This is a genomic window from Janthinobacterium sp. PSRC1-1 (assembly GCF_049897525.1).
Lineage (GTDB): Bacteria > Pseudomonadota > Gammaproteobacteria > Burkholderiales > Burkholderiaceae_D > Janthinobacterium > Janthinobacterium tructae.
This window is the reverse complement of sequence record NZ_JAFCWK010000007.1, coordinates 128386-147787: the sequence shown is the minus strand read 5'-3', so window position 1 is coordinate 147787 and position 19402 is coordinate 128386. Positions and strand designations below refer to the sequence as shown.

The 19402-nt window shown below is 63.1% G+C and carries 21 protein-coding genes; 3 read left to right on the top strand and 18 right to left on the bottom strand.

Going from position 1 to position 19402, the window contains the following annotated elements:
* Positions 1-23: 23 nt before the first annotated feature.
* The 15 genes from ACP7DW_RS17040 to ACP7DW_RS16970 form a co-directional block, all read right to left on the bottom strand.
* Entirely contained in the window at positions 24-1034 is a 1011-nt protein-coding gene (locus tag ACP7DW_RS17040) for a Gfo/Idh/MocA family protein (RefSeq protein WP_426055881.1), read from the bottom strand.
* On the bottom strand, positions 1021-2301 hold the full coding sequence (locus ACP7DW_RS17035; RefSeq protein ID WP_426055880.1) for a hypothetical protein: 1281 nt from the start codon (positions 2299-2301) through the stop codon (positions 1021-1023). Before ACP7DW_RS17035 ends, ACP7DW_RS17040 begins: the two co-directional genes overlap by 14 nt.
* A gap of 1 nt (position 2302) precedes the next feature.
* On the bottom strand, positions 2303-3409 hold the full coding sequence (locus tag ACP7DW_RS17030) for a DegT/DnrJ/EryC1/StrS family aminotransferase (RefSeq protein WP_426055879.1): 1107 nt from the start codon (positions 3407-3409) through the stop codon (positions 2303-2305).
* Between the two features lie 15 nt (positions 3410-3424).
* On the bottom strand, positions 3425-4450 hold the full coding sequence (locus ACP7DW_RS17025; protein WP_426055878.1) for an NAD-dependent epimerase/dehydratase family protein: 1026 nt from the start codon (positions 4448-4450) through the stop codon (positions 3425-3427).
* Entirely contained in the window at positions 4447-5430 is a 984-nt protein-coding gene (locus ACP7DW_RS17020) for an NAD-dependent epimerase/dehydratase family protein (RefSeq protein WP_426055877.1), read from the bottom strand. The genes ACP7DW_RS17025 and ACP7DW_RS17020 overlap by 4 nt, the downstream gene beginning before the upstream one ends.
* Entirely contained in the window at positions 5427-6503 is a 1077-nt protein-coding gene (locus ACP7DW_RS17015; protein ID WP_426055876.1) for a nucleotidyltransferase family protein, read from the bottom strand. The genes ACP7DW_RS17020 and ACP7DW_RS17015 overlap by 4 nt, the downstream gene beginning before the upstream one ends.
* Positions 6503-6982 carry a GNAT family N-acetyltransferase gene (locus tag ACP7DW_RS17010; protein ID WP_426055875.1) on the bottom strand — a complete coding sequence of 160 codons (480 nt, stop codon included), beginning with the start codon at positions 6980-6982 and terminating at the stop codon, positions 6503-6505. The genes ACP7DW_RS17015 and ACP7DW_RS17010 overlap by 1 nt, the downstream gene beginning before the upstream one ends.
* On the bottom strand, positions 6969-7922 hold the full coding sequence (locus ACP7DW_RS17005) for an ROK family protein (protein ID WP_426055874.1): 954 nt from the start codon (positions 7920-7922) through the stop codon (positions 6969-6971). The genes ACP7DW_RS17010 and ACP7DW_RS17005 overlap by 14 nt, the downstream gene beginning before the upstream one ends.
* Positions 7923-7949: 27 nt before the next feature.
* The gene (locus ACP7DW_RS17000) at positions 7950-8576 is read right to left on the bottom strand and encodes an NUDIX hydrolase (protein WP_426055873.1); all 627 of its coding nucleotides are present in this window, start codon (positions 8574-8576) and stop codon (positions 7950-7952) included.
* Between the two features lie 12 nt (positions 8577-8588).
* Positions 8589-9785, bottom strand: a complete 1197-nt coding sequence (locus tag ACP7DW_RS16995) for a 3-dehydroquinate synthase family protein (protein WP_426055872.1) — start codon at positions 9783-9785, stop codon at positions 8589-8591.
* Positions 9782-10243: a cupin domain-containing protein gene (locus ACP7DW_RS16990; RefSeq protein ID WP_426055871.1), complete on the bottom strand. Its 462-nt coding sequence runs from the start codon at positions 10241-10243 to the stop codon at positions 9782-9784. Before ACP7DW_RS16990 ends, ACP7DW_RS16995 begins: the two co-directional genes overlap by 4 nt.
* Positions 10244-10678: 435 nt before the next feature.
* On the bottom strand, positions 10679-11116 hold the full coding sequence (locus tag ACP7DW_RS16985; RefSeq protein WP_426055870.1) for a helix-turn-helix domain-containing protein: 438 nt from the start codon (positions 11114-11116) through the stop codon (positions 10679-10681).
* A 57-nt stretch (positions 11117-11173) separates the two neighbouring features.
* Positions 11174-11704 carry a hypothetical protein gene (locus tag ACP7DW_RS16980; protein WP_426055869.1) on the bottom strand — a complete coding sequence of 177 codons (531 nt, stop codon included), beginning with the start codon at positions 11702-11704 and terminating at the stop codon, positions 11174-11176.
* Positions 11705-11839: 135 nt separating this feature from the next.
* The gene (locus ACP7DW_RS16975) at positions 11840-12376 is read right to left on the bottom strand and encodes an ankyrin repeat domain-containing protein (protein WP_426055868.1); all 537 of its coding nucleotides are present in this window, start codon (positions 12374-12376) and stop codon (positions 11840-11842) included.
* Positions 12377-12414: 38 nt separating this feature from the next.
* Complete coding sequence (locus ACP7DW_RS16970; protein ID WP_426055867.1) at positions 12415-13614, bottom strand: YbfB/YjiJ family MFS transporter; 1200 nt, start codon at positions 13612-13614, stop codon at positions 12415-12417.
* A 413-nt stretch (positions 13615-14027) separates the two neighbouring features.
* On the opposite strand from ACP7DW_RS16970, the gene ACP7DW_RS16965 reads away from it, so the two are divergent.
* The 3 genes from ACP7DW_RS16965 (at position 14028) to ACP7DW_RS16955 (ending at position 16603) form a co-directional block, all read left to right on the top strand.
* Positions 14028-14450 carry a hypothetical protein gene (locus tag ACP7DW_RS16965; protein WP_426055866.1) on the top strand — a complete coding sequence of 141 codons (423 nt, stop codon included), beginning with the start codon at positions 14028-14030 and terminating at the stop codon, positions 14448-14450.
* Positions 14451-14633: 183 nt separating this feature from the next.
* Positions 14634-15299 (top strand): response regulator, encoded by a 666-nt coding sequence (locus tag ACP7DW_RS16960; protein ID WP_426055865.1) that lies wholly within the window; start codon positions 14634-14636, stop codon positions 15297-15299.
* Entirely contained in the window at positions 15293-16603 is a 1311-nt protein-coding gene (locus tag ACP7DW_RS16955) for an ATP-binding protein (protein WP_426055864.1), read from the top strand. The genes ACP7DW_RS16960 and ACP7DW_RS16955 overlap by 7 nt, the downstream gene beginning before the upstream one ends.
* A 60-nt stretch (positions 16604-16663) precedes the next feature.
* On the opposite strand, the gene ACP7DW_RS16950 is transcribed toward ACP7DW_RS16955, so the two are convergent.
* The 3 genes from ACP7DW_RS16950 to ACP7DW_RS16940 all read right to left on the bottom strand — a co-directional run bounded on the left by ACP7DW_RS16950 (position 16664) and on the right by ACP7DW_RS16940 (position 19296).
* On the bottom strand, positions 16664-17302 hold the full coding sequence (locus tag ACP7DW_RS16950) for an NAD(P)H-dependent oxidoreductase (protein ID WP_426055863.1): 639 nt from the start codon (positions 17300-17302) through the stop codon (positions 16664-16666).
* A 162-nt stretch (positions 17303-17464) separates the two neighbouring features.
* A complete protein-coding gene (locus ACP7DW_RS16945) occupies positions 17465-18550 on the bottom strand; it encodes an ATP-binding protein (protein ID WP_426055862.1) in 1086 nt (361 codons plus the stop codon).
* Positions 18550-19296 (bottom strand): response regulator, encoded by a 747-nt coding sequence (locus ACP7DW_RS16940; protein ID WP_426055861.1) that lies wholly within the window; start codon positions 19294-19296, stop codon positions 18550-18552. Before ACP7DW_RS16940 ends, ACP7DW_RS16945 begins: the two co-directional genes overlap by 1 nt.
* Positions 19297-19402: the final 106 nt, after the last annotated feature.

The following is a 19402-nucleotide window of genomic DNA, read 5'->3' as shown; positions in this document are numbered from 1 at the left end:
GGTATTCCTTGTCTTGACAAACATCAAACTCGCGACGCCGGATGATTTGCCTGCGAACCTGGTTCATCATCCATGCGCACCGGACATGCGCACCCTGACATCAATGACTGGCCCGCCGCGTCAAGCACGCGCTGGGTTTGCAGCGCGTCGGCCAGCGTGCAGCGGATGAAACTTGCATTGCCCGTGGTGACGGCGCTGAGGAATGCGCCAGTTTCGGTGTCGAAGATCTGATTTTTGTCCTGTTCCAACGCCATGCCGTTTGGCGTGGGCTGCTGCACCCCCACGGCGTGAAAGTTCCAGTCTTGCAGAACCATTTCTCCGGCGCTGGTAAACAGGTGCAAGCCGATGGCCTTGGCTTGCGCGCGACAGCTATACAGCAGCGTGGCCAGCACGCCATCGGCAAAAGACAGCGACAGTGCGGCGTTGCCGACGATGCCGGGATGCTGTGGATGCAGCGTGGCCATCGCATGCACCGCATGCGGCTCACCCAGCAGGTAGCGAAACAGATCGACGACATGGGTGGCTTGCTCATTGAGCGAGCCGCCGGAGACACCGCTGCTGGTCCACCACGGCACGCCGTAGGTGCCATTGACCCAGTGCGCGCTGGCGCCCAGTAGCGTGCTGCATCGCAATTGTTGGCGCGCCGTCGCTATCGTGTCGCGGTAACGGTTCATGTAACCCACTGCAGTGAGCACATGCAATCTTTCGGCGGCGCGAACCAGCGAGGCGGCGTCGCTGGCGTGAATGCCGATCGGCTTTTCCATGAATGTTGGCACACCCTGCAAGATGGCTTGGTGCGCACTGCGCCGCTCTGCAGGAGGCGTGCAGACAAACACTGCGTCAAAGGATGACCAGTCGCTGTCGTCGGAAAGGCTCCCGATCCGGCAATCTGGCAGAGCATTGGCTAGTTGATGGGCGCGCGCGGCATCGTTGTCAAACACGGCGCGTACCGCCGCGCCCAGGCGCACTGCGCCGAGGGCGCGGATGCTGCCCATGCGACCGCAGCCGATGATGGCAATGTCAAGTGTGGGCATGTTCACTCCTTTCAGCGCGCTCAATCTCAGGAAGCAGGGCTTCCATCAGAGCGCCGACCCTGGTTTCGGGTATGCTGGGATCGGTCTGCAAGGCAGTCAGCAGGTGGTGGCGGCTGGGTGCATCAAGGGCCCGCATCGCCGCTTGTTCATGGTCTTGAAAGCGCCGTAGCCAGCTTGTTACCGCAGGACCGGCCGGAGCGCTCATCAGCGGCAAGCCGATGCCGGCGCGCGACACCGGCGCCTTCACTTCCCACGCCAGAGAGTCGTCGCGCAGCAGGCTAAGCACCTGGATCGATTCCTGCTCGCATTCCAGAGCGCGCAGCATCGGCACCACTGCCAGCGGGTACCAAGCCTGGTAACGTTGCTGGGCTGCGGGAGGTGAAAGGCTGCTGTCGTGACGCAATTGTTGCAAGATTTGCTCACGCAACCGGGCCAGCAATGGTGCACGACCCGGTGCAGTGTGGGCAGGGTGGGTGAACTGACTGAAGTATTTCAACGGTACCGCGCCCAGATCCGCAATGCAGTCGGCAGTGATGCCGCCTATCGTGGTGGGTGCGCGGCCGCTGGCCGCGTTTGCCGTCAGCGCATCGATCAGGCGCGGCAGCACATCCTCGCCCCGGCACGACAGATTGAGTAGAAATCCGCGATGGTTCAGTCCATGATAATCCCAGTGCATTGTGCTGTCGCCGCTGTCGGTCGCGCCATCGACAAGGTCGAGCACGGCTGCTGCCGTGCGCGCGGTGTAGGCCGGGAGCTCGCACAGTCCAATGCAGTTGGGCAATGCACCGGCCATCTTCGCTGTTACCAGCGACAGAGGGTTGCTCAGGTTGAGCACGAAGGCCAGCGGACAATGCCGCACAATCAAGTCGATGGTCCGCTCCAGCGCCGGGCGGCCAAGCAAGGCCGTCAACAGCGCCGCCGGACCCAGCGTTTCATCGGCCAGCAGGCCGTGTTTGTGGCACATGCGCTCGCCGGCCGCACGCAACGCCAAGCCTCCATAGCGGTTCTGATGGATCACGATCTGGGCGCCATCGAGCATCCTGGGTGCATCGGTGCTGGCCTGGCACCGCCAGCCCAGCGGCGCAAGGCGGGAACTGGCATACGCATGCACCAGCGCCAGATGCTCCTGATTGCGGCCCGTCAACGCCAGCCACATCGGCGCCATCGGCACGGCGGGCGCGGGCGGGGTCGAGGCATCGGCCAGTGCGTCGATCAGCGCCACTGTAAACGGGCTGCTGCCGCCCAGAATCGCAAGCTTGGTCTGCATGTCATTCTTCCCTGAAGAAAGCATGTATGCAGTCGCTGACATAGTCCACTTCGTCTTCGGACAGATCAGGACGGATCGGCAGGCATAGCAGTTCGTCGGCTAGCACTTCAGCGACCGGAAACATGCCCTGCGCCAGACCCAAGTGGGCAAAGGCTGGTTGCAGATGTATCGGCACCGGGTAGCGCACGGCGGCCTCGATATCGCGCTCGGTTAGCCAGTTCAGCAGAGCATCGCGGCGCGGCGTACGCACCTGCATCAGGTGGAACACGTGGCATTCATCGCTGTCGACAGACTGGAAGACCAGCGGAGTGTCCGCCAGTCGTGCCCGGTAAGCGGCCGCCATGCATGCCCGCGCCCGATTCCAGTGTGTCAGGTGGGGTAGCTTCTGGTCCAGAACATGGGCCTGGATCGCGTCCAGTTTACTGTTCAGTCCGACTGCAACATGATGGTTTTGCGTTGCCTGCCCCAGCGCACGGCGCGTCCGCAGCGATGCCGCCAGATCGGCATCGTTGGTGGCGATGGCGCCCGCGTCACCGGCCGCCGCCAGGTTTTTGCTTGGATGAAAGCTGAAGCATCCGGCGCTGCCCGCCGTTCCTGCCATGCAGCCGTCGCGCCCGGCGCCATGGGCTTGCGCGGCGTCCTCCACCAGCACCAGTGCGTGGCGCCGGGCCAGTTGCAACAGATCGGCCATCGGCGTGGGCTTGCCAAACAGGTGCACTGGAATGATGGCCCTGGTGCAGCTGGTAATGGCGTGCGCCACTTGCGACTGGTCCATCAGGAACGAGACCGGATCGGCGTCCACCAGCACCGGTTGCGCGCCGGCCAGGCAGATCGCCGCTACTGTCGCATGAAAGGTGTTCGCCTGGGTAATGACCTCGTCGCCCGGGCCGATGCCCAGCGCCATCAGGCTGAGTAGAATGGCATCGGTGCCGCTGTTGACACCGATCACATGCTCGACGCCAAGGTAGCGGGCGAAATTGCGTTCGAATGTCTCCACGCGCGGACCGAGCAGATGGTCGCCGGTGGTGATCATCGTGGCCAGCGTCGCTGACAGATCCTGCACGTCTCCGACGTGCTGATGTGCATAGTTGTAACGGGCAACTCGCATCGTATGGGCTTTCTTTCAGGTTGTCAGGATGGCGGCGCAGGCTACTTGCGTCGTGTAGTAATTCAACAAGTCGTGCAGGCTGCGGTGCAAGCTCATCTGCGGCGCAAAACCGATGCGCTTGAGGCGCTTGACATCGGCCACATGACGCGCCACATCCCCCGCTCTGGCCGTTGCTTCGTCGATCCGCACCTGATCCGTCAGTCCCGCGTGCTGCAACAGGCTGGCAAGCACTTCGCTGATCGCCACCTCGTACCCGCTCGCAATGTTGTAGGTCTGGCCGGGTTGGCCCGCGCTGGCCAGCAACACCAGCGCGCGCGCCGCGTCGCGCACATCGATGAAATCCCGTGTGGCTGTCAGCGGTCCCACGCTCATCCGGCGCGCCCGGGCCGATGTCAGCATGTGCGCCAGGCTGCCGGCAAAGTAGCCGCAGACGTGACGTTCATCCTGCCCTGGACCGACCAGATTGAACAGGCGCGCCCAGACTGCGGGAAGCTCGTTCTGGTCTGTGAGCAGGCGGCTGCTCCTTTCGCCGGCCAGCTTGGTGATACCGTACAGATTGCAGGGCTCGGTAGCCGCATCTTCGTCCAGCGGCAACTGGCGCGGCACGCCATAGACACTGCCGCTGGATCCGTACACGACCTTTTCGGGCCGGCAGCCGGCGTCCACCAGCGCTTGCGTCAGCACCGTGCTCCCTTCCACATTGGTGCGGCACAGGCCGGCGGGGCTGTCATCGCGTAGACCCGAGGCCAGGTGGAACACCCAGTGCGGCTGAAATTCGCTGAACAGTGCGACCAGCGCAGACTGGTCGCATATGTCGACCTGTCGGTAGCAGTAGGGCGATCGAATCGGTCCATCCGGGTCATGCGGAAGCGGGGCGGGCCGGTTGTGGCCCAGCCAATCGAGCCGGTGGGTGAAGCAGTGCTCGCTCGCGGGTGAGCGGCCCAGACCGAGCATCTCGATGGTCATGCCGGAGCGGTCCAGCGCCCGCACCAGATAGCGGCCGAGAAATCCCTGTGCGCCGGTGATGAGGATGCGTTTCATTCTGTACTCGCAGGCAGCAAGGCTGGCGCCGTGGCGCCACCGGTGTTGCGGCCATCGGCCTCGCGCATCAGGCGCAGCAAGCCATCGTGCAGCGATATCTGCGGTGCCCAACCGAGCGCTGTCCGGGCGCGCTGTACATCCGCTACCAGGTAAAGGATATCGCTGCCGTGTGCACGCCTGTCGGCCGGCCGTTCGAGCAGCGGCAACTGGTAACCGGCCACCGACAGCAAGGTGTCGACGAGCCTACGAACCGATGTCCCTTGCCCGCTGCCGATGTTCAACGTCAGCGGCATGGGCATATCGGCATCGCACGACTGCAGCACGGCGCGTACCAGATCGTCCAAGTGGCAATAGTCACGCACCGGCCGCCAGTCGTGAACGCTGAGCGCATGGCGCTGCGCCAACTGGCCCATCAGCATGCCGATCAGCGACGCCGCTGTCATGCCCGGGCCGTAGATCGAGAATGGACGCAGGATGATGCTGTGCAAGCCGTTGCAGCTGGCCGAGGCACGGATCAACTGTTCGGCGGCGATCTTGCACGCGGCGTAGGGCGAGCGCGGCGCCAGCGGCTGCTCCTCGGTCACTGGCGCGGTGCCGTGCGCTTGACCATACACTTCGGCAGAGGACAGATAGATCAGGCGTCGGATGCCCAGATCCTGACTTGCTTGCAGCACCGCCGCAGTGCCGAGCACGTGGGCCCGTGCATGCTCGAGCGGATGGCGCAGCGAATGCGCCACTGACGGCGGGCCTGCCAGATGGACCAAGGTGTCGGCGCCATCGAATGCCTGGCGCAAAGAGGCCAGTTCGGTGATGTCGGCACGGCTGTGCCATGCTTGTGTCGGCAACTCCTTGGAGCCGGCATGGAGCGGGCCGCTGAACGCGCGCACAGTGGCGCCGGCAGCCAGCAGTGCGGCGACCAGCGCCGAGCCGATGAAGCCGTCTGCACCGGTGACGGCGATCGTGCGTGCCTGCAGGTTCATGATGCCACCTGCCGGCTGGCTTGATCTTGATAAGCTAGGCAACGGGCCTCGATCCGGCTGGTTTGCAATGCCGCATCTTCCCGCAGCGGCCGAAAACCAGGCAGGCTGGCGCCAGCGGCCGGCCGGCGCTCAAACAGATGGCATCGCGTCACTTTTCCGTCGAGCTGTGCCTCGTCGAACGACGCGATGAATGTGGCCTGTGGCCAACGCGGGCGCGGCACTGCCGGAGGATGCGGCAGCAGGCGAGGGCGGCTGATCAGCAGCGCCGACTTGTCTGCACTGCACAGCAGAACACGCTCGCTCGCGGGTTCCGGCCAGGGGCAGTCGAGTTCAGCATGATGCGATGCGACCAGCGATCTGGCCCGCGCCAGCGTGTCGGCATCGTTGACGTCGATCCAGAGTGCAGCATGGCGGTACGCCAGCGTGGCTTGCCCGTTTCGACGGAGATCGCCGAACAACTCGAGCGGACCAGTACGGCAATTTGCGGCAATCGCTTCACGGGCCCTGGGAGCCAAGACGTAGGTTCCACTGGAAATTTGGTAGGCGGACTCGGGCTTTTCCCGCAGTTGCAACACGCTGTCATGTTCCAGTACCAGTTGCCCGAATGGCATGCAAAAAGTTTCGACGTGGGAGGCGATGGTCATGGCCGCCGAGCGGCGCCGGTGCAATTCCAGCATGGCTAGCAGATCGATGCTGGTCAGATTATCGACATTCACAACCAGCAGATCGCCAACGTCAGGGCACAGGCGGCACGCTCCTAGCGTCCCCAGCGGCGAAGGCTCGATCAATATTGCCAAATGAGCGCCGAAGGCGGCAGCAAGCGGTTGGCAGCGTTGCAAGATGTGGCTGATCAGCGCAGTCTCGATCGCAGCGACGGCCACGTACAAATCGCTGAAACCGAGCGCCAGCAGCCAGCACAGGTTGCGCTCTATCATCGGCAGTCCGAGTATCGGCATCAAGGCTTTGTGGGTTTGGTCGACTGCCTGGCGCATGCGGCGGGACTGCCCGCCGGCCATGATCAGCACGCTGGCTCTTGCCGCGGTTCGGTCCGCGCACTGGAATAGATTGTTCATCAGCAATCCAGACGGTAGAAATTGGTCGAACGCACCTTGAAGCCCAGCTTCTGGTAGAGCCGATTCGCTGCCAGTCGTTCTGGCCGGCACGTCAAGTCGACGCTCCTGGCGCCTTGCTGCCGGGCATGCTCGAGCGCCGCGCGGGCGAGCGCATCGGCGACGCCGATGCGCCGTCTTGCCTGTTCGACAACCAGATCCTCGATGAAGGCGCGGGTGCCGCTGGGACAGTGCGAGAGCGCCAGGCATATGGTTCCGACGATCTCGCCGTCGCAGGTTGCAGCAAACAGGACGCTGCCATCGGCGTCGATCAGATGTTGCAGAGCAGTCATGGTCAGCGGCGCCGCACTGCTGCTTAACTGGCGCAGCAGCGCATTCAAGCGGAGCAACAGATCGCTGCTGGCCAGCCGCACTCGACCCACCTGAATCCGATCGGCGCCTTCGGGCGGTAGCATTGCCGCCGTCCGCTCATGCGTGGTCATGTTGTGCCTCATGCCAGTACAGTCCGATCAGCGATGCGCTCACTTCGTTTGGCAGTACCGAATACGCACCTTGCCAGTCGAAGCCGTTGGCCCAGCAATGCGCTGCACTGCTTTCGGCCAGCACGGCAGGCAGCAGCTGGCCGAGGGCTTCGGCAAAGCCGCCGACCAGCACGAAACATTCACAGCCAGAAGCGAGGTGGATCAGGGCGGCGGCGCGTGCCAGCGGCGCCAGTGCCTGTGCCACCAAGGAACGGGTAAACGGATCCTGCACCGTCGCCACGATGTCGAATGCGGTCAATTGCGCTGGCTGCGGTGCGGCCAGCGACAGGCGCGAGCGCGCATATTGTTCCGGGTGCAGTTGCGCCTGCAACTGGACGTAGCGCAGCACGCCGCGGCCCGATGACATGCCACCGATGTGCTGCGCACCGCCGCAATCGCAGCGCAATTCGGCCGGAATGGCCGCATCCACCCAGTGTCCTATTTCACCTCCTCTCGATCCAGGTCCCAGCAATTGGCGCCCGCCGGCATACAGTTTTGAACCGATGCCCGAGCCGATATTGAGCACGCAAAAATCCTGATAGCGCTCGCGCAGCAAGAAGCATCCATAAGCCGACACGTCGTTGATCACCGATGTGCGGGCCTGCGGCCATACCCGGCCCACTTCCGCAGCGATGTCGAAATCGCCCAGGTTTTCTCCCGGCGCCCAGGTGCAGGCGCTGGAAACGCGGCCATGGGCATCGACCGGTCCCGGAAAACCGATGCAGACGCGGTCGGGCTGTCGCATGCCGGGGCACGCCATGTCGGCCAGAAAATCATGGAAGCCACCCCGCATCATCGGCGTGGGCATGGTTTGCGCGCTGACCGGCGCTGTCGGCGCAGCCGTGAACCAAGCCCATTTGACTGTGCTGCCGCCGATGTTGATGGCAAGGGTACTGTGCATCGGAAGACTCCAAGCGAGCGCGACTTGTTAATCGAAGAGTGCAGCGGCATGCCCCGCCAGCACCCTGGCATGCAATGCCTGTATCTGCCCCGGCAGCACGCGGTCAAGCGACAGTTCCGGCAGCGCGGCAGCACGGAAGTAGGCGGCGCCCGACGTCTCGGCGGTCGATTGCAGCAACGCGCCACCCTCGACCTGACAAAGGAAAAATGCCTTGTAGGCATGCGGCATCTGGGGCGGATGGCGCTGCTTGTGCTTGTCCAGCAGGGCCAGCAGACGCACCGGGGCCACTTGCAGACCGGCCTCTTCGCGCACTTCGCGGACCACCGCCTCGGCTGCCGACCTGCCGATGTCGCACCAGCCACCGGGTAGCGTCCAGCGGGCATCGGCCTTTTCGCGCACCAGCAAAATGTGCTCGTGCTCGTCCATGATCATCGCCCGAACGTCGAGCTTCGGGGTCGGGTAGCCGTTGTCGAGCGCCAGCCAGCGACCAACTTCTGCCGGCGCCAGGTTCTCGTGATGCGCCAAAATCTCGGTAGCGGTTTGGCGCAAGGTCAAGTAGCGCTCTATGTCGAAGCTATCCTTGGAGAATGTCAGCCCGGCCTGCGCTGTCGAAATAACCAGTTCGATGAACTCCAGCAGTCTGGTCGATGGCATGGCTACTTGACCTTATCGAGTGGCGACAGGCGTCATGCCGACGGACATAGGGCCGGCAATTGTGGGCGGATTGTTTACCAGTCGGGTGTGCGCCTGGAGCACCTCGTCGCTGCGCAGATCGTCGAAAAATTCATGACTGCCTATGCCCATACACATGGGAATGTTTTGCACCCCTCCACGGTGCTGCAGCGTGCGCTTCAGTGAGTCTTTCACCAGAGTCGAATCGAGCGCATCATGCGACAAGGGAAGATTCCAGGACGATAACAACCCTAGCGCAAATGTCCACGCCTTCGGTGACATGTGGCCGCGGTGCAGCGATACTGTCAGTGAAATGGCCATGTCGATGGCCACAGCCTCGCCATGCAGCAGCGTGTTGTCGGCCATCTCCAGTTGCGGGCTTAACCAATGGCCGAAGTCGACAGCGCGCTGCAAAAGCTGTTCATACGGGTCGCGATTGAGTTGACAGGCCATGCCGGTGATGGCCTGCCTGAAAATCGTGTACATTGTCGAAGGCGACTCCATCGGCCGCTTGCTTGCGATGGCCAGCGCGTTGATGAGCGGGGCGTCGACCATCAGGCCCAATTTGATGATTTCTGCCATCCCGTTCGACCGATGCCTGAGCGCCAGCGTGTCGAGAAAACGGAAATCAACGAGCACGCTGTGTGGTGGTGCAAAACTGCCCACCAGATTCTTGCCTTTGCCGAGGTTGATCGCATTCTTCAAACTGATTGCGGCATCGACCTGCGCCAACAGCGAGGTAGGTATCTTTGTCAGCCGCACGCCGCGCCTGAAGATCGATGCGGCGAAGCCGACAACATCGAGCACGCTTCCCCCGCCCAAGGCAAATAAGGCATCACCGCGCCGCACGATCTGCATCGCTGCCATTTGCGCCAGCACATGATGCAAGCTGTCCAGGCTTTTGCACGCTTCGCCGCCGGGCAGGCGCACAACCTGCACGTCGGCGTATGCGGCGTTAAATGTCCCACCCAGCCATGAATCGAGACGCTGCCAGACTTCGCTGTCTGCAAAGACGATAGCGCGACCGCTGGTGCAAGGCGGACCATGCTCTATCAATGTCTGTGGCGTAATATCGCATTCCACTACTGGAGCGCTGACCCGTTTCTCACAGTTCAGATGAGTGTGCGTGATACCCAGGCCGTCGTTCATTTTGTGAGGCATGGCACTCTTTTGCTGGATCACTGCGTTCATTGCGCCGCTCCTTTAAGCCAGTTTGAAGTGTCCGCATGGGCGACTTCGATCACGACCAGCCACGCATCCTGACTCTTGTTGTTGACAAAGCCATGCCGACCATTTGGTGGGTTGTGTACGACGTCTCCAGCGGCAACATCGAGCTCCATGTCTTCGATTAACATCGTCCCACCACCCGATATGACCACATAAATTTCCTCGTTGTCGCTGCCATGTTGATGGGCACCGATCGTCGCGCCAGGATGCAAAACGACCTGATCAATATGGCGGATCGCCGAACCAGGTGCATGTTCGATGGCGCGCGTGGCGAGTAACGTACCGAGGCCACCGTGAGACTCACCTCGTGGCATGGATTGCGGGAAAAAAGAATAAACGGATGGTTTTTTCATGTGCTTTTGATTCCCGCGAACCTGCAAGAATTCATTTAAAAAATGGCATGCCCAGATATGGATATGCATTTCTTGTGCCAATATCTGGTACGGTAGATGAAAAATTTTTAAAATCAATGCGTTAGGTTAAAACGCCAGCAAGTCCATTACAGCTGAAAATCAACAGGTGTAAATATTTTCGACAAGGCTCATTCAGATCGACGCAGCGATTTGGCGACATCTGGCAGTTTAGTTCCGTGCGATCATATTCCAATTCGCAGTTGGCCTCTATTTCGCGCCAAGGTCTTGTTGGATGGCCTGGCCCGCAGATGGCCGGCGAGTCGTCACGCCGCTATTTGTTCGCTGCCATCGACCGTGCCACACGCTGGGTGTTCACCATATCCCGCAACGGGCGATTGATGGAAAAAGACCGATTCGGGCCATCAAGAAATGGCAACAGGAGAAGCCGGATCTCTTTGTTCAACGCGTCTGTGATCAAACGGGACTGGACAGGTAGTGATCTGGCTATTTCTCGCTCTTGCTTGCGGACTCGGCGCAATCCACGGCTTTTTTTTGCATGGCTTCGAGGCCTTGACGCGCGAGGTCCAGCAGCTCTATTTCTACGGTGCTGCCATTTTGCATGGACAGGCGCTTCACGGCGGAGGCAAGCACGGGGGGAAGTTCCAGAAAACTCAGGATTAGCGCCCCTCCGGCCGGCACTGGCGGGTCGATTTGCGTCCCTCTGGCGATGGGCAACGTCCCATGCACAAGCCAAGCGGTGCTGACGTCGAGGGCAGCGGCAATCTTTTCTGCCGCGTCCATAGGCAGTTTGGCTTTGCCTGATTCATAGCGATACAGTTGCGTGGGATTGATGCCCGCCAGTTCGGCAAGCAGCACTTGTGAGATACGAAGATTTTCGCGGCAGCTTTTGAGCCGCTCAGAAACATGGGTGTTGCCAGACATACATATTGCCTTTCAATATACAACGCTCGTGAATGACCGGCTGTGGCCTAGCTGTCTTCACAATGAGGAAATGAACGAGAGCGTTTTGCTAGCCTCAGCCTGGTCAACAGCATTGATTTTACCGCTCGGGAGCGGCATGGCGGCATCCCTTGATTCGTCTTCCTTGCCGTCGGACTGGATCAATGGCGGCGGATAGTCCAATGGCATTGTCTTGAGGCTAAAACGTTCTGCGAGCGCTATGAATGCCAAACCGTCGGAGCGGGTCAGCGACGTCGCTGTATAAAGCGCAATTTTCTGCGGGTCGGCACGGCCAATGTTGAGATCGTGGACGAATGCCGGATCTGACCCCGTCCCGCGTGTGCGATGCCGGGCCGCACCGCGCGCCTGCGGCTGTGGCAGGGCGCCCACGCACCGCCGTGCCGGCTGGCACCGGATTGCGCGCTCGATGCGCTGGCCGGCGAATTTGAACTGAGCGGCAGCGCCATCATCAACGTGCCGCGCCACGCAGCATTGGCTTGCCTGCGTCGCGGCAGCGAGGAAATCGGCATGGACGACGTACGCCAGCGTGTGCGGCGCGAGTTGCGCCAAGACGCTTGCCTTCCCCTTCCGGAGAAACGATGATAGGGCAGAGCGCTTCCTGAACTCTCCAGGACAGGCTTTGATAGCAGAAATGGATGAACTGCTTGGTGGCAGTCGCAAAACTGCCGGCGATATCTGCCTCAACTACTCTGTCGTCTGCCCCATACCGACCAGGCGCGCCAGCGTCTCCTGTGCGTTCATGGACTTGGCCAGCGAAACGGCAGTCATGCCGCGGCTGTCCACTGCATCGATGCGCGCGCCGTGTTGCAGCAGCAACTCGAAGATGGCCAGGCGGTTGAACATGGCGGCCATCATCAGCGGTGTCTTGCCGTCCGGGCTGGCGCCTTCCACCTTGGCGCCATGCTTGAGCAGCAGCTCGGCGATCTCCAGGTAGCCCTTGTAGGCCACGCCGGCCAGCGGTGTCTGGCCCTGGTCGTTGGGCACGTTGGCGTCGGCGCCCGCTTCGAGCAGCAGGCGCGACGTTTCCAGGTGGCCGAGGTAGCTGGCCAGCATGATCAGGCTGTCGCCTTTTTCGTTGCGGAAGTTGACGGGTACGCCTTGCGCGAGCATGGCGCCCAGTTGCTGCGTGTCGCCTTCGCGCACCAGGGCAAACAGGCCCTGGATGAATTCCAGCGTTTCGGCATCCATCGTTGCCGGGGCTTTCCGTGCATTGGTATTCATCGTGATCTTTCTGCGAAGGTGGTCAATGCGGCAGTCTACTATGCGGGCAAGCCCAGCGCCTTTTGCCGCGCGGCCAATGCGGCGCCGATGAAGAGGGCGATGGCCGAGGCGATCAAGCCCCGCTCCAGTCCTGCCGGGCCGTCGGCGATCCAGCCGACCGCGATGGGACCGACGATCTGGCCGAGGGCGAACACGGTCGTGTAGGCGGTGATGCCGGCCGTCCACGATTGCTGCGGCAGATTATGCCGCACCAGGGCCGTCGTCGAGGCCACCACCGACAGGAAGACGGCGCCGAAGACCAGGCCGGAGAGGAACACGACGGGAACGTAGCTGGTCAGTGCCGGCAGGATGGTCACCGTGCCCAGCACGGCGTTCAGGATCGCCAGCGATTCGCCGCCTTTGTAGCGGTCGAGCATGCGGGCCCAGATGCGCGACGACGCCACGACCGCCAGGCCCAGCAGGGTGTAGAACACGGTGATGCGCGCCGGTGGCATGCCTTGCTGCTTGAGCAGGGCGATGACGAAGGTCATGTAGCCGATATAGCCGACGCCAAACATGAAGTAGCCGGCCAGGCTGGGGGCGAAATCGCGCCAGGCGAAGCGCCGTGGCGTGTCGAGGGCGCGCGGCGCTTCGCCGATGGCTTTCGCCGGCAGGGCCATGATGGCGGTGGCGAGCAGGCAGGCGATGCCCAGTGCCAGCCAGGGCCATTGCCAGGCATGCGCGGCGCCATGCTCCTGGGCGGCCGCCAGCGCCGCCGGCACCAGCAGGGCCGACAGCGCAATGCCGAAGCCCGTGCCGCCGTAATACAGGCCGATGTAGAAGCCGGCGCGCTGGCTGTGCATGGAACCGAGCCGCGCCGCCAGCACGCCGCCGGCGATGAAAATGAAGGCGCTGGCCACGCCCGCGCACACGCGCTGCAGGAACAGGGTGGTCGTATCGCTGACCAGGCCCGACATCAGCATGAAGACGCTGGCCAGCACGCAGCCGGTCATCAGCAGTCGCCACACGCCCAGGCGGCGCATCAGGGCCGGCGTGGCCAGGGCGCCCAGAAAATAGCCGAGCGCATTGAAGGTGTTCATGGCCCCGGCCAGCAGGTAGGACCAGCCCAGGTCGGCGCGCATGGGCGGCAGCAGCAAGCCATACGAAAAGCGCGACAGGCCCAGCGCGACGGCGGCGCCCAGCGAGAGCGCCAGCGCCGTGGCCAGCGGATGGGCCGGGGAATGATCGAGTGTCGGCATGGCCTGGTGACCCATCTATGTGAAAACGTGCAGTGGAGTGGGCGCCGGGGCAGGCCGGCGGGCGAGGTCTGTGAGGGACAGTGGCAAGGGCGCTGACGACACGCTTTTTTACTACCAAGTTAATGAATCGGACCCGGAAAGTCAAGCAGGGCCACACCTTTGCATGGCAGGCAATAGTGCAATCCTTGTCATGGTTACTTTTGGAGAGAATTGCGAGACAGGCAATACCATATAATTATAATTGGAAATTTACTTGCTTAAAATCAATTTTTCAGCTTGCTCCTGATCCTGCCACTGCCAGGCCAGCGCCGCCGCATCGTTTGCAGTGATGACCAGCGCCAGAGGAAATCGCGGACTCGTCGTCCGGCGCTGTTTTTCTTGAGTCCGGCCAGATCCAGAGCAGGGAGCAAATGATGGTTACGCAAATTAACATCTGCTACAACATGGAATCGGACGAGATGCGAGGCAAGACCGTGCTGGTGTTCCTGAAACCGCAGAACCCGTGGGGCAATTACCAGAATCCCGCCTGGCAAGCGTTGAAGGGCGTGCCTGGCTCCATTGAATCATTCGTCTACGACCATCACATCCCGCTCGACATGCGCAGCCATGGCGCCGGCGATAACATGAAGATGACGCCGGAGCGCCAGCCACAGCAACCACAGGCCAGTCTGACGCAGCAGCAGGACGGCGCGATCACCAAGACCAATCCCTACATCCAGTTCGACAGCGACTGGTACGTCAACGCCAGGCCCGTCGTGACCATGCCGCCTGTCGATGCGCACGCGGCCACAGCCACCGAAGGGGACGTGACCTTGCACCGCAACCCGGATCTGTAAGACATTGACTGCGGCGCCGGCTTTGGCTGACGTCAATTATCCGCAGGAGGCCGCTTAGGCGTACAGGAACATTGGCAACCCTTGCCACCTGGTGTGGATGGCCGCGGTAGCGCAGCCAGCGCCAAGCCGGCTTGCGCCAGCCAAGGTAAGATGTCGCTATTTTGTGCGATTGTGAGGGCCCGGGTGCGCGTGTTGCTGGTGGAAGATGATCCGATGATCGGGGAAAGCCTGGTCGAGGGCTTGCGCGGCGAGTGCTATGCCGTGGACTGGGTACGCGACGGCCACGATGCGGAGCTGGCGCTGGCCGGCTTCGCTTACGACCTGATGCTGCTGGACCTGGGCTTGCCCGGCAAGGAGGGCATGGAGGTGCTGCGCGCCATGCGCGCGCGGGGCGCCGAGTTGCCCGTGCTGATCATCACGGCGCGCGACGGCACGCCGGCCCGCGTCGAGGGACTCGACAGCGGCGCCGACGATTACCTGGTCAAGCCGTTCGACCTCGATGAATTGCTGGCGCGCATACGCGCGCTGCTGCGCCGCCGGGTCAGCCGTTCGCGCTCCGTCATCGAGCATGGCGCGCTGACCCTGGACCTGGCCAGCCACGACGTCACCTGCGAAGGCGCACAGGTCAAGCTGGCGCCGCGCGAGTTTTCCGTGCTGCGCGCCTTGCTCGACCATCCGGGCAAGGTGGTGTCTAAACGGCAACTTGGCGAAAAACTGTACGGCTGGGATAGCGAAGTGGAAAGCAATACCGTCGATGTGTACGTGTACCAGCTGCGCAAGAAGCTCGGCGCGGACTGCATCCAGACCGTGCGCGGCGTGGGCTACAAGATGCGGGCGGCATCTTGCTGACCATCCGCCGCCAATTGCTGCTCGGTCTGCTGGCGGCCACCTTGCTGTGCGTGCTCGGCGCCGGCATTTCGCTGTTCCGCTCGCTGTTGGAAGAATCCAATGAACTGGCCGACTTGCAGCTGCGCCAGCTGGCCGTGGCCTTGCCCGACGAGTTCGAGCCGCAGACGGGGTCGCCGGCCGCGCAAGAGCCGGAGGAAGCATTCGTGCTGCAGGCGTGGGACGAGGATGGGCAGCCCTTGCCCGTCTTGCCTGACCAGCCGGTACTGCCGCGCTATACACTGGCCGGCTTTGCCGATGTCACGTTGCGCGGCGAAGACTGGCGCCTGTATGGCGAGACGCGGCGCGGCCGCTACGTGCAGGTGGCGCAGGCGCAGGCCGTGCGCGACCAGCTGGCCTGGCAAATGACCATGCGCGCCGGCGCGCCCCTGCTGTTGTTCGCGCTGATCCTGGCGCTGCTGATCGTCGCCGTGGTGGGGCGCGCGCTGGCGCCGCTGCACCGGCTGGCCGAATCCGTAGCGGGCCGTTCGCCCGACGCCCTCACGCCGCTGGCGGCCGACGACATGCCGCCCGAGTTGCGGCCCGTGGCGCTGGCGCTGAATGGCTTGATGCGGCGGTTCGAGGCGGCGCTGACGGCGCAGCGCACCTTTGTCGCCGATGCGGCGCATGAATTGCGTTCGCCGCTGACGGCGCTGAAACTGCAGCTGCAGGTGGCCGAGCGGGCCGGCAGCGAGGAAGAACGCCGCGTGGCGCTGGCGCGGCTGCACGAACGGCTGGACCGCAGCACGCACCTGGTGCGCCAATTGCTCAGCCTGGCGCGCCATGAAACGGCGCTGACGGCCAGCCAGCTGCAAACTGTTGATCTGGGACAGTTGCTGGAAGCGGCCGTGGCCGACCACAGCGCGCTGGCCGACAGCCGTGAAATCGACCTGGGCGTGCTGGAAACGCTGCCGGCCAGGGTGCTGGTGCAGGCCGATCCCGACGGCTTGCAAGTGTTGCTGAATAACCTGATCGACAACGCCTTGCGCTACACGCAGCACGGCGGCAGGGTCGATTTGCAGGCGGCGCTGGAAGAGGGCCGGCCCCTGCTGCGCGTGTCCGACAACGGCCCCGGCGTGCCGCGCCAGCACCATGCGCGCCTGTTCGACCGCTTCTTCCGTCCCGACGGCAACGACGCGTGGGGCTGCGGCCTGGGCCTGTCCATCGTGCGCCACATCGCCGAGCACCACCAGGCGGACATTGCGCTGGCCGACGGCGAGGCGGGACGGGGCTTGCAGGTGACGGTGCGCTTTCCGCAGCCCGCCTGACAGCAAAAAAAAAAGCGGCTGCCGGTGAGGGCATCCGCTTTTCAGTCACGCTCGGGGCGCTTACGCCAGCTCGGTGATGAACTGCTCGCGCGCAGGGCGCACTTTTTTCAGGTCCACCAGCCAGTCGCCTTCGTCGGCGCGGTAGCCCAGCGGCAGCATGACGACGGAGCGCAGGCCTTTGGCGCGCAGGTTCAGGATGTCATCGACCTTGGCCGGATCAAAACCTTCCATCGGTGTCGAATCGACCTGTTCCTGCGCCGCGGCGATCAGGGCCGTGCCCACGCCGATATACGCCTGGCGCGCCGCGTGCTGGTAGTTGGTTTCCGCGTCGCGCTGCGGATACGTGGCCAGGATCTGCTGGCGGTACGCTTCCCAGCCTTCATTCTTGAAGCCGCGCACCTCGTTGACCAGGTCAAAGCGCTGGTTGATGCGTTCCACCGTGTAATTGTCCCAGGCGGCAAACACCAGCAGATGCGAGGCGTCCGTCACTTGCGACTGGTTCCATGCATGCGGCTTGATCTGCTCGCGCAGGGCCGGATTCGTCACGACGAACACTTCATACGGGTGCAGCCCGCTGGAGCTGGCCGTCAGGCGCACGGCTTCCAGGATGCGCTCGACCTTGTCTTGCGGCACCGTTTTCGTCGGGTCCATCTTCTTGGTGGCGTAGCGCCATTGCAGTGTTTCGAGCAGTGCGGACATGTCAATCCTTTTCATAATGAATAGTTCAGATTGGAAATGATAGCGGATTCCGGCATTTCAAGTGCAAGGGGGCAAAGAAGCTGTCTTGCTTAATCAAGTTAGCGCAGCCAGGCATGGTTGTCTACAGGCCAGGCAAGGCAAGCTCATGTTGCTGGTAGCGAGTCAGCCAGCGGCCGGCGGCACCGCATGCTCGACCGGCCACTTGACGGTAAACACGCTGCCGCCCGCCTTGCCGCGCGTGCAGGCCGCGCTGCCGCCATGCGCGCGGGCGATGGCTTCGACCACGGCCAGGCCCAGGCCGCTGCCCGCATGCAGGTCGCCGCCATCGCTGTCGCCGCGGCGAAACGCTTCGAATACGTGCGGCGCCAGTTCCTCGGCAATGCCGGGGCCCGCATCCTCGACGCTCAGGTAATACTGGCCGGCCTGCACGCGCGTGCGCACGCGCAGCAGGCCCGGATGCGCATAGCGGCGCGCGTTGTCGAGCAGGGCCAGCACGATTTGCCGGATGCGCGCCGCGTCGCAGCAGACGGGATGGTCGGACAGGTGCAATTGCAGGCTAAAGCCGGCCGCTGCCATGTCGGGCGCCAGCAGCCGGCGCACTTCCTCGATTTCCAGGGTCAGGTCCGTCCACGCCATGCGCAGCTGCATGTGGCCGCTGTCGGCCAGGCTCAGGGTGCGCAAATCCTCGATCAGGCGGCCCAGGTCCTCGACTTGCGCCAGCAGGCTGGAAAACGGCACTTCCTCGGGTTTGAAGACGCCATCGACGACGCCTTGCAAGGTGCCGCGCAGGATAGTCACGGGCGTGCGCAATTCATGCGCGATGGCCGCATTCCACGTTTCGCTTTCCTTGGCCGCCCGCTGCAGGCGCTCGGCCATGCTGTTGAAGTCATCGACCAGCATGGCCGTCTCGCCCAGGCTGCGGTCGCCCGCGAAGGCGCGCGCGGACAGGTCGCCATGCGCCACGCGGCGCACGCTGTCCATCACGGAATTGATCGGTTTCAAGATGCGCGCGGCCAGCTTGATGGCGAAAAAAGCCGCCAGGCCCAGGCCGAAGATGGTGATGGCGAAGATCCACAGCCATTCGACGGTGCTGGGCGACCAGTCGTCCGGCTCGGACAGCATCTCGGGGTCGATCTTGAAGGCGACGGCAAAGAAGATCCATGAGCCCATCCAGATGATCAGGATGCTGCTGACCATCAGCACGGACATCGACAGCACGATCTGCCGGTTCAGGCCCGTGAAGCGCATCAGTCGCTTTCCAGCCGGTAGCCCACGCCGCGCAGGCTGGCCGGCATGTTCATCACGCCCGCTTCTTCCAGTTTCTTGCGCAGCTTGCTGACGTGGCTGTCCACCGTGCGTTCCATCGAATTGCTCTCGGGCATGCACGACTCCAGCAATTCCAGGCGGCTGCAGACGCGGCGCGGCGTGCGCGCCAGATGCGCCAGCAGGCGAAATTCCGTCAAGGTCAGGCTCAAGGGCACGGGCGCGCCATCGCGCAGCACGCTGGCCACATACGTTTCCTGGTCGATGTCGATGGGGCCGCAGCGCAGGCGCTGGCCGCCCACCGGGTGGTGGCGCACGCGCGAGCGGCGCAGCACGGCCGCCACGCGCGCCACCACCTCGGCCGGATTGAAGGGCTTGATGATGTAGTCGTCGGCGCCCACGCGCAGGGCGGCCAGTTTGTCGGCATCCTGGTCGCGCGCCGTCAGCATGATGACGGGCGTCTCGCCGCGCCGCCGTACTTCGGCCAGCACGCCCCAGCCATCGACCCTGGGCATCTGCACGTCGAGCAGCAGCAGGTCCGGCGCCAGCGCCAGGTGCTGCTGCAGCGCTTCCTGGCCGTCCAGGGCGAAGGCCGTGCGGTAGCCGTCGCGCTCCAGGTAACCGGCGAGGATGCGGGCGATTTGCGGTTCATCTTCGGCGATCAGGACGAGGGCGGAAGGGGGCGTTGTGGCAAGAAAGGAGGGCTGGCTGGCGCTGTGATGATAGTTCATTGAAATAGTCTAGCATTCTTCGCGCTCTCCATCGAATCTCCACATTTCTTTGACGGAACATCCACGCAGGGCTTTTATGCTGCGCGTATCTGTCGACCGGACCGCC

What these genes read in the sequence shown, in the direction of transcription:
- ACP7DW_RS17010 (WP_426055875.1), bottom strand. Translation starts at nt 6,982, where the DNA reads ATGACCACGCATGAGCGGACGGCGGCAATGCTACCGCCCGAAGGCGCC.
- ACP7DW_RS17040 (WP_426055881.1), bottom strand. Translation starts at nt 1,034, where the DNA reads ATGCCCACACTTGACATTGCCATCATCGGCTGCGGTCGCATGGGCAGC.
- ACP7DW_RS17035 (WP_426055880.1), bottom strand. Translation starts at nt 2,301, where the DNA reads ATGCAGACCAAGCTTGCGATTCTGGGCGGCAGCAGCCCGTTTACAGTG.
- ACP7DW_RS16990 (WP_426055871.1), bottom strand. Translation starts at nt 10,243, where the DNA reads ATGCATATCCATATCTGGGCATGCCATTTTTTAAATGAATTCTTGCAG.
- ACP7DW_RS17020 (WP_426055877.1), bottom strand. Translation starts at nt 5,430, where the DNA reads ATGAACCTGCAGGCACGCACGATCGCCGTCACCGGTGCAGACGGCTTC.
- ACP7DW_RS17025 (WP_426055878.1), bottom strand. Translation starts at nt 4,450, where the DNA reads ATGAAACGCATCCTCATCACCGGCGCACAGGGATTTCTCGGCCGCTAT.
- ACP7DW_RS16995 (WP_426055872.1), bottom strand. Translation starts at nt 9,785, where the DNA reads ATGAACGCAGTGATCCAGCAAAAGAGTGCCATGCCTCACAAAATGAAC.
- ACP7DW_RS17005 (WP_426055874.1), bottom strand. Translation starts at nt 7,922, where the DNA reads ATGCACAGTACCCTTGCCATCAACATCGGCGGCAGCACAGTCAAATGG.
- ACP7DW_RS16965 (WP_426055866.1), top strand. Translation starts at nt 14,028, where the DNA reads ATGGTTACGCAAATTAACATCTGCTACAACATGGAATCGGACGAGATG.
- ACP7DW_RS16985 (WP_426055870.1), bottom strand. Translation starts at nt 11,116, where the DNA reads ATGTCTGGCAACACCCATGTTTCTGAGCGGCTCAAAAGCTGCCGCGAA.
- ACP7DW_RS16975 (WP_426055868.1), bottom strand. Translation starts at nt 12,376, where the DNA reads ATGAATACCAATGCACGGAAAGCCCCGGCAACGATGGATGCCGAAACG.
- ACP7DW_RS16950 (WP_426055863.1), bottom strand. Translation starts at nt 17,302, where the DNA reads ATGTCCGCACTGCTCGAAACACTGCAATGGCGCTACGCCACCAAGAAG.
- ACP7DW_RS17000 (WP_426055873.1), bottom strand. Translation starts at nt 8,576, where the DNA reads ATGCCATCGACCAGACTGCTGGAGTTCATCGAACTGGTTATTTCGACA.
- ACP7DW_RS17030 (WP_426055879.1), bottom strand. Translation starts at nt 3,409, where the DNA reads ATGCGAGTTGCCCGTTACAACTATGCACATCAGCACGTCGGAGACGTG.
- ACP7DW_RS16970 (WP_426055867.1), bottom strand. Translation starts at nt 13,614, where the DNA reads ATGCCGACACTCGATCATTCCCCGGCCCATCCGCTGGCCACGGCGCTG.
- ACP7DW_RS16940 (WP_426055861.1), bottom strand. Translation starts at nt 19,296, where the DNA reads ATGAACTATCATCACAGCGCCAGCCAGCCCTCCTTTCTTGCCACAACG.
- ACP7DW_RS16945 (WP_426055862.1), bottom strand. Translation starts at nt 18,550, where the DNA reads ATGCGCTTCACGGGCCTGAACCGGCAGATCGTGCTGTCGATGTCCGTG.
- ACP7DW_RS17015 (WP_426055876.1), bottom strand. Translation starts at nt 6,503, where the DNA reads ATGAACAATCTATTCCAGTGCGCGGACCGAACCGCGGCAAGAGCCAGC.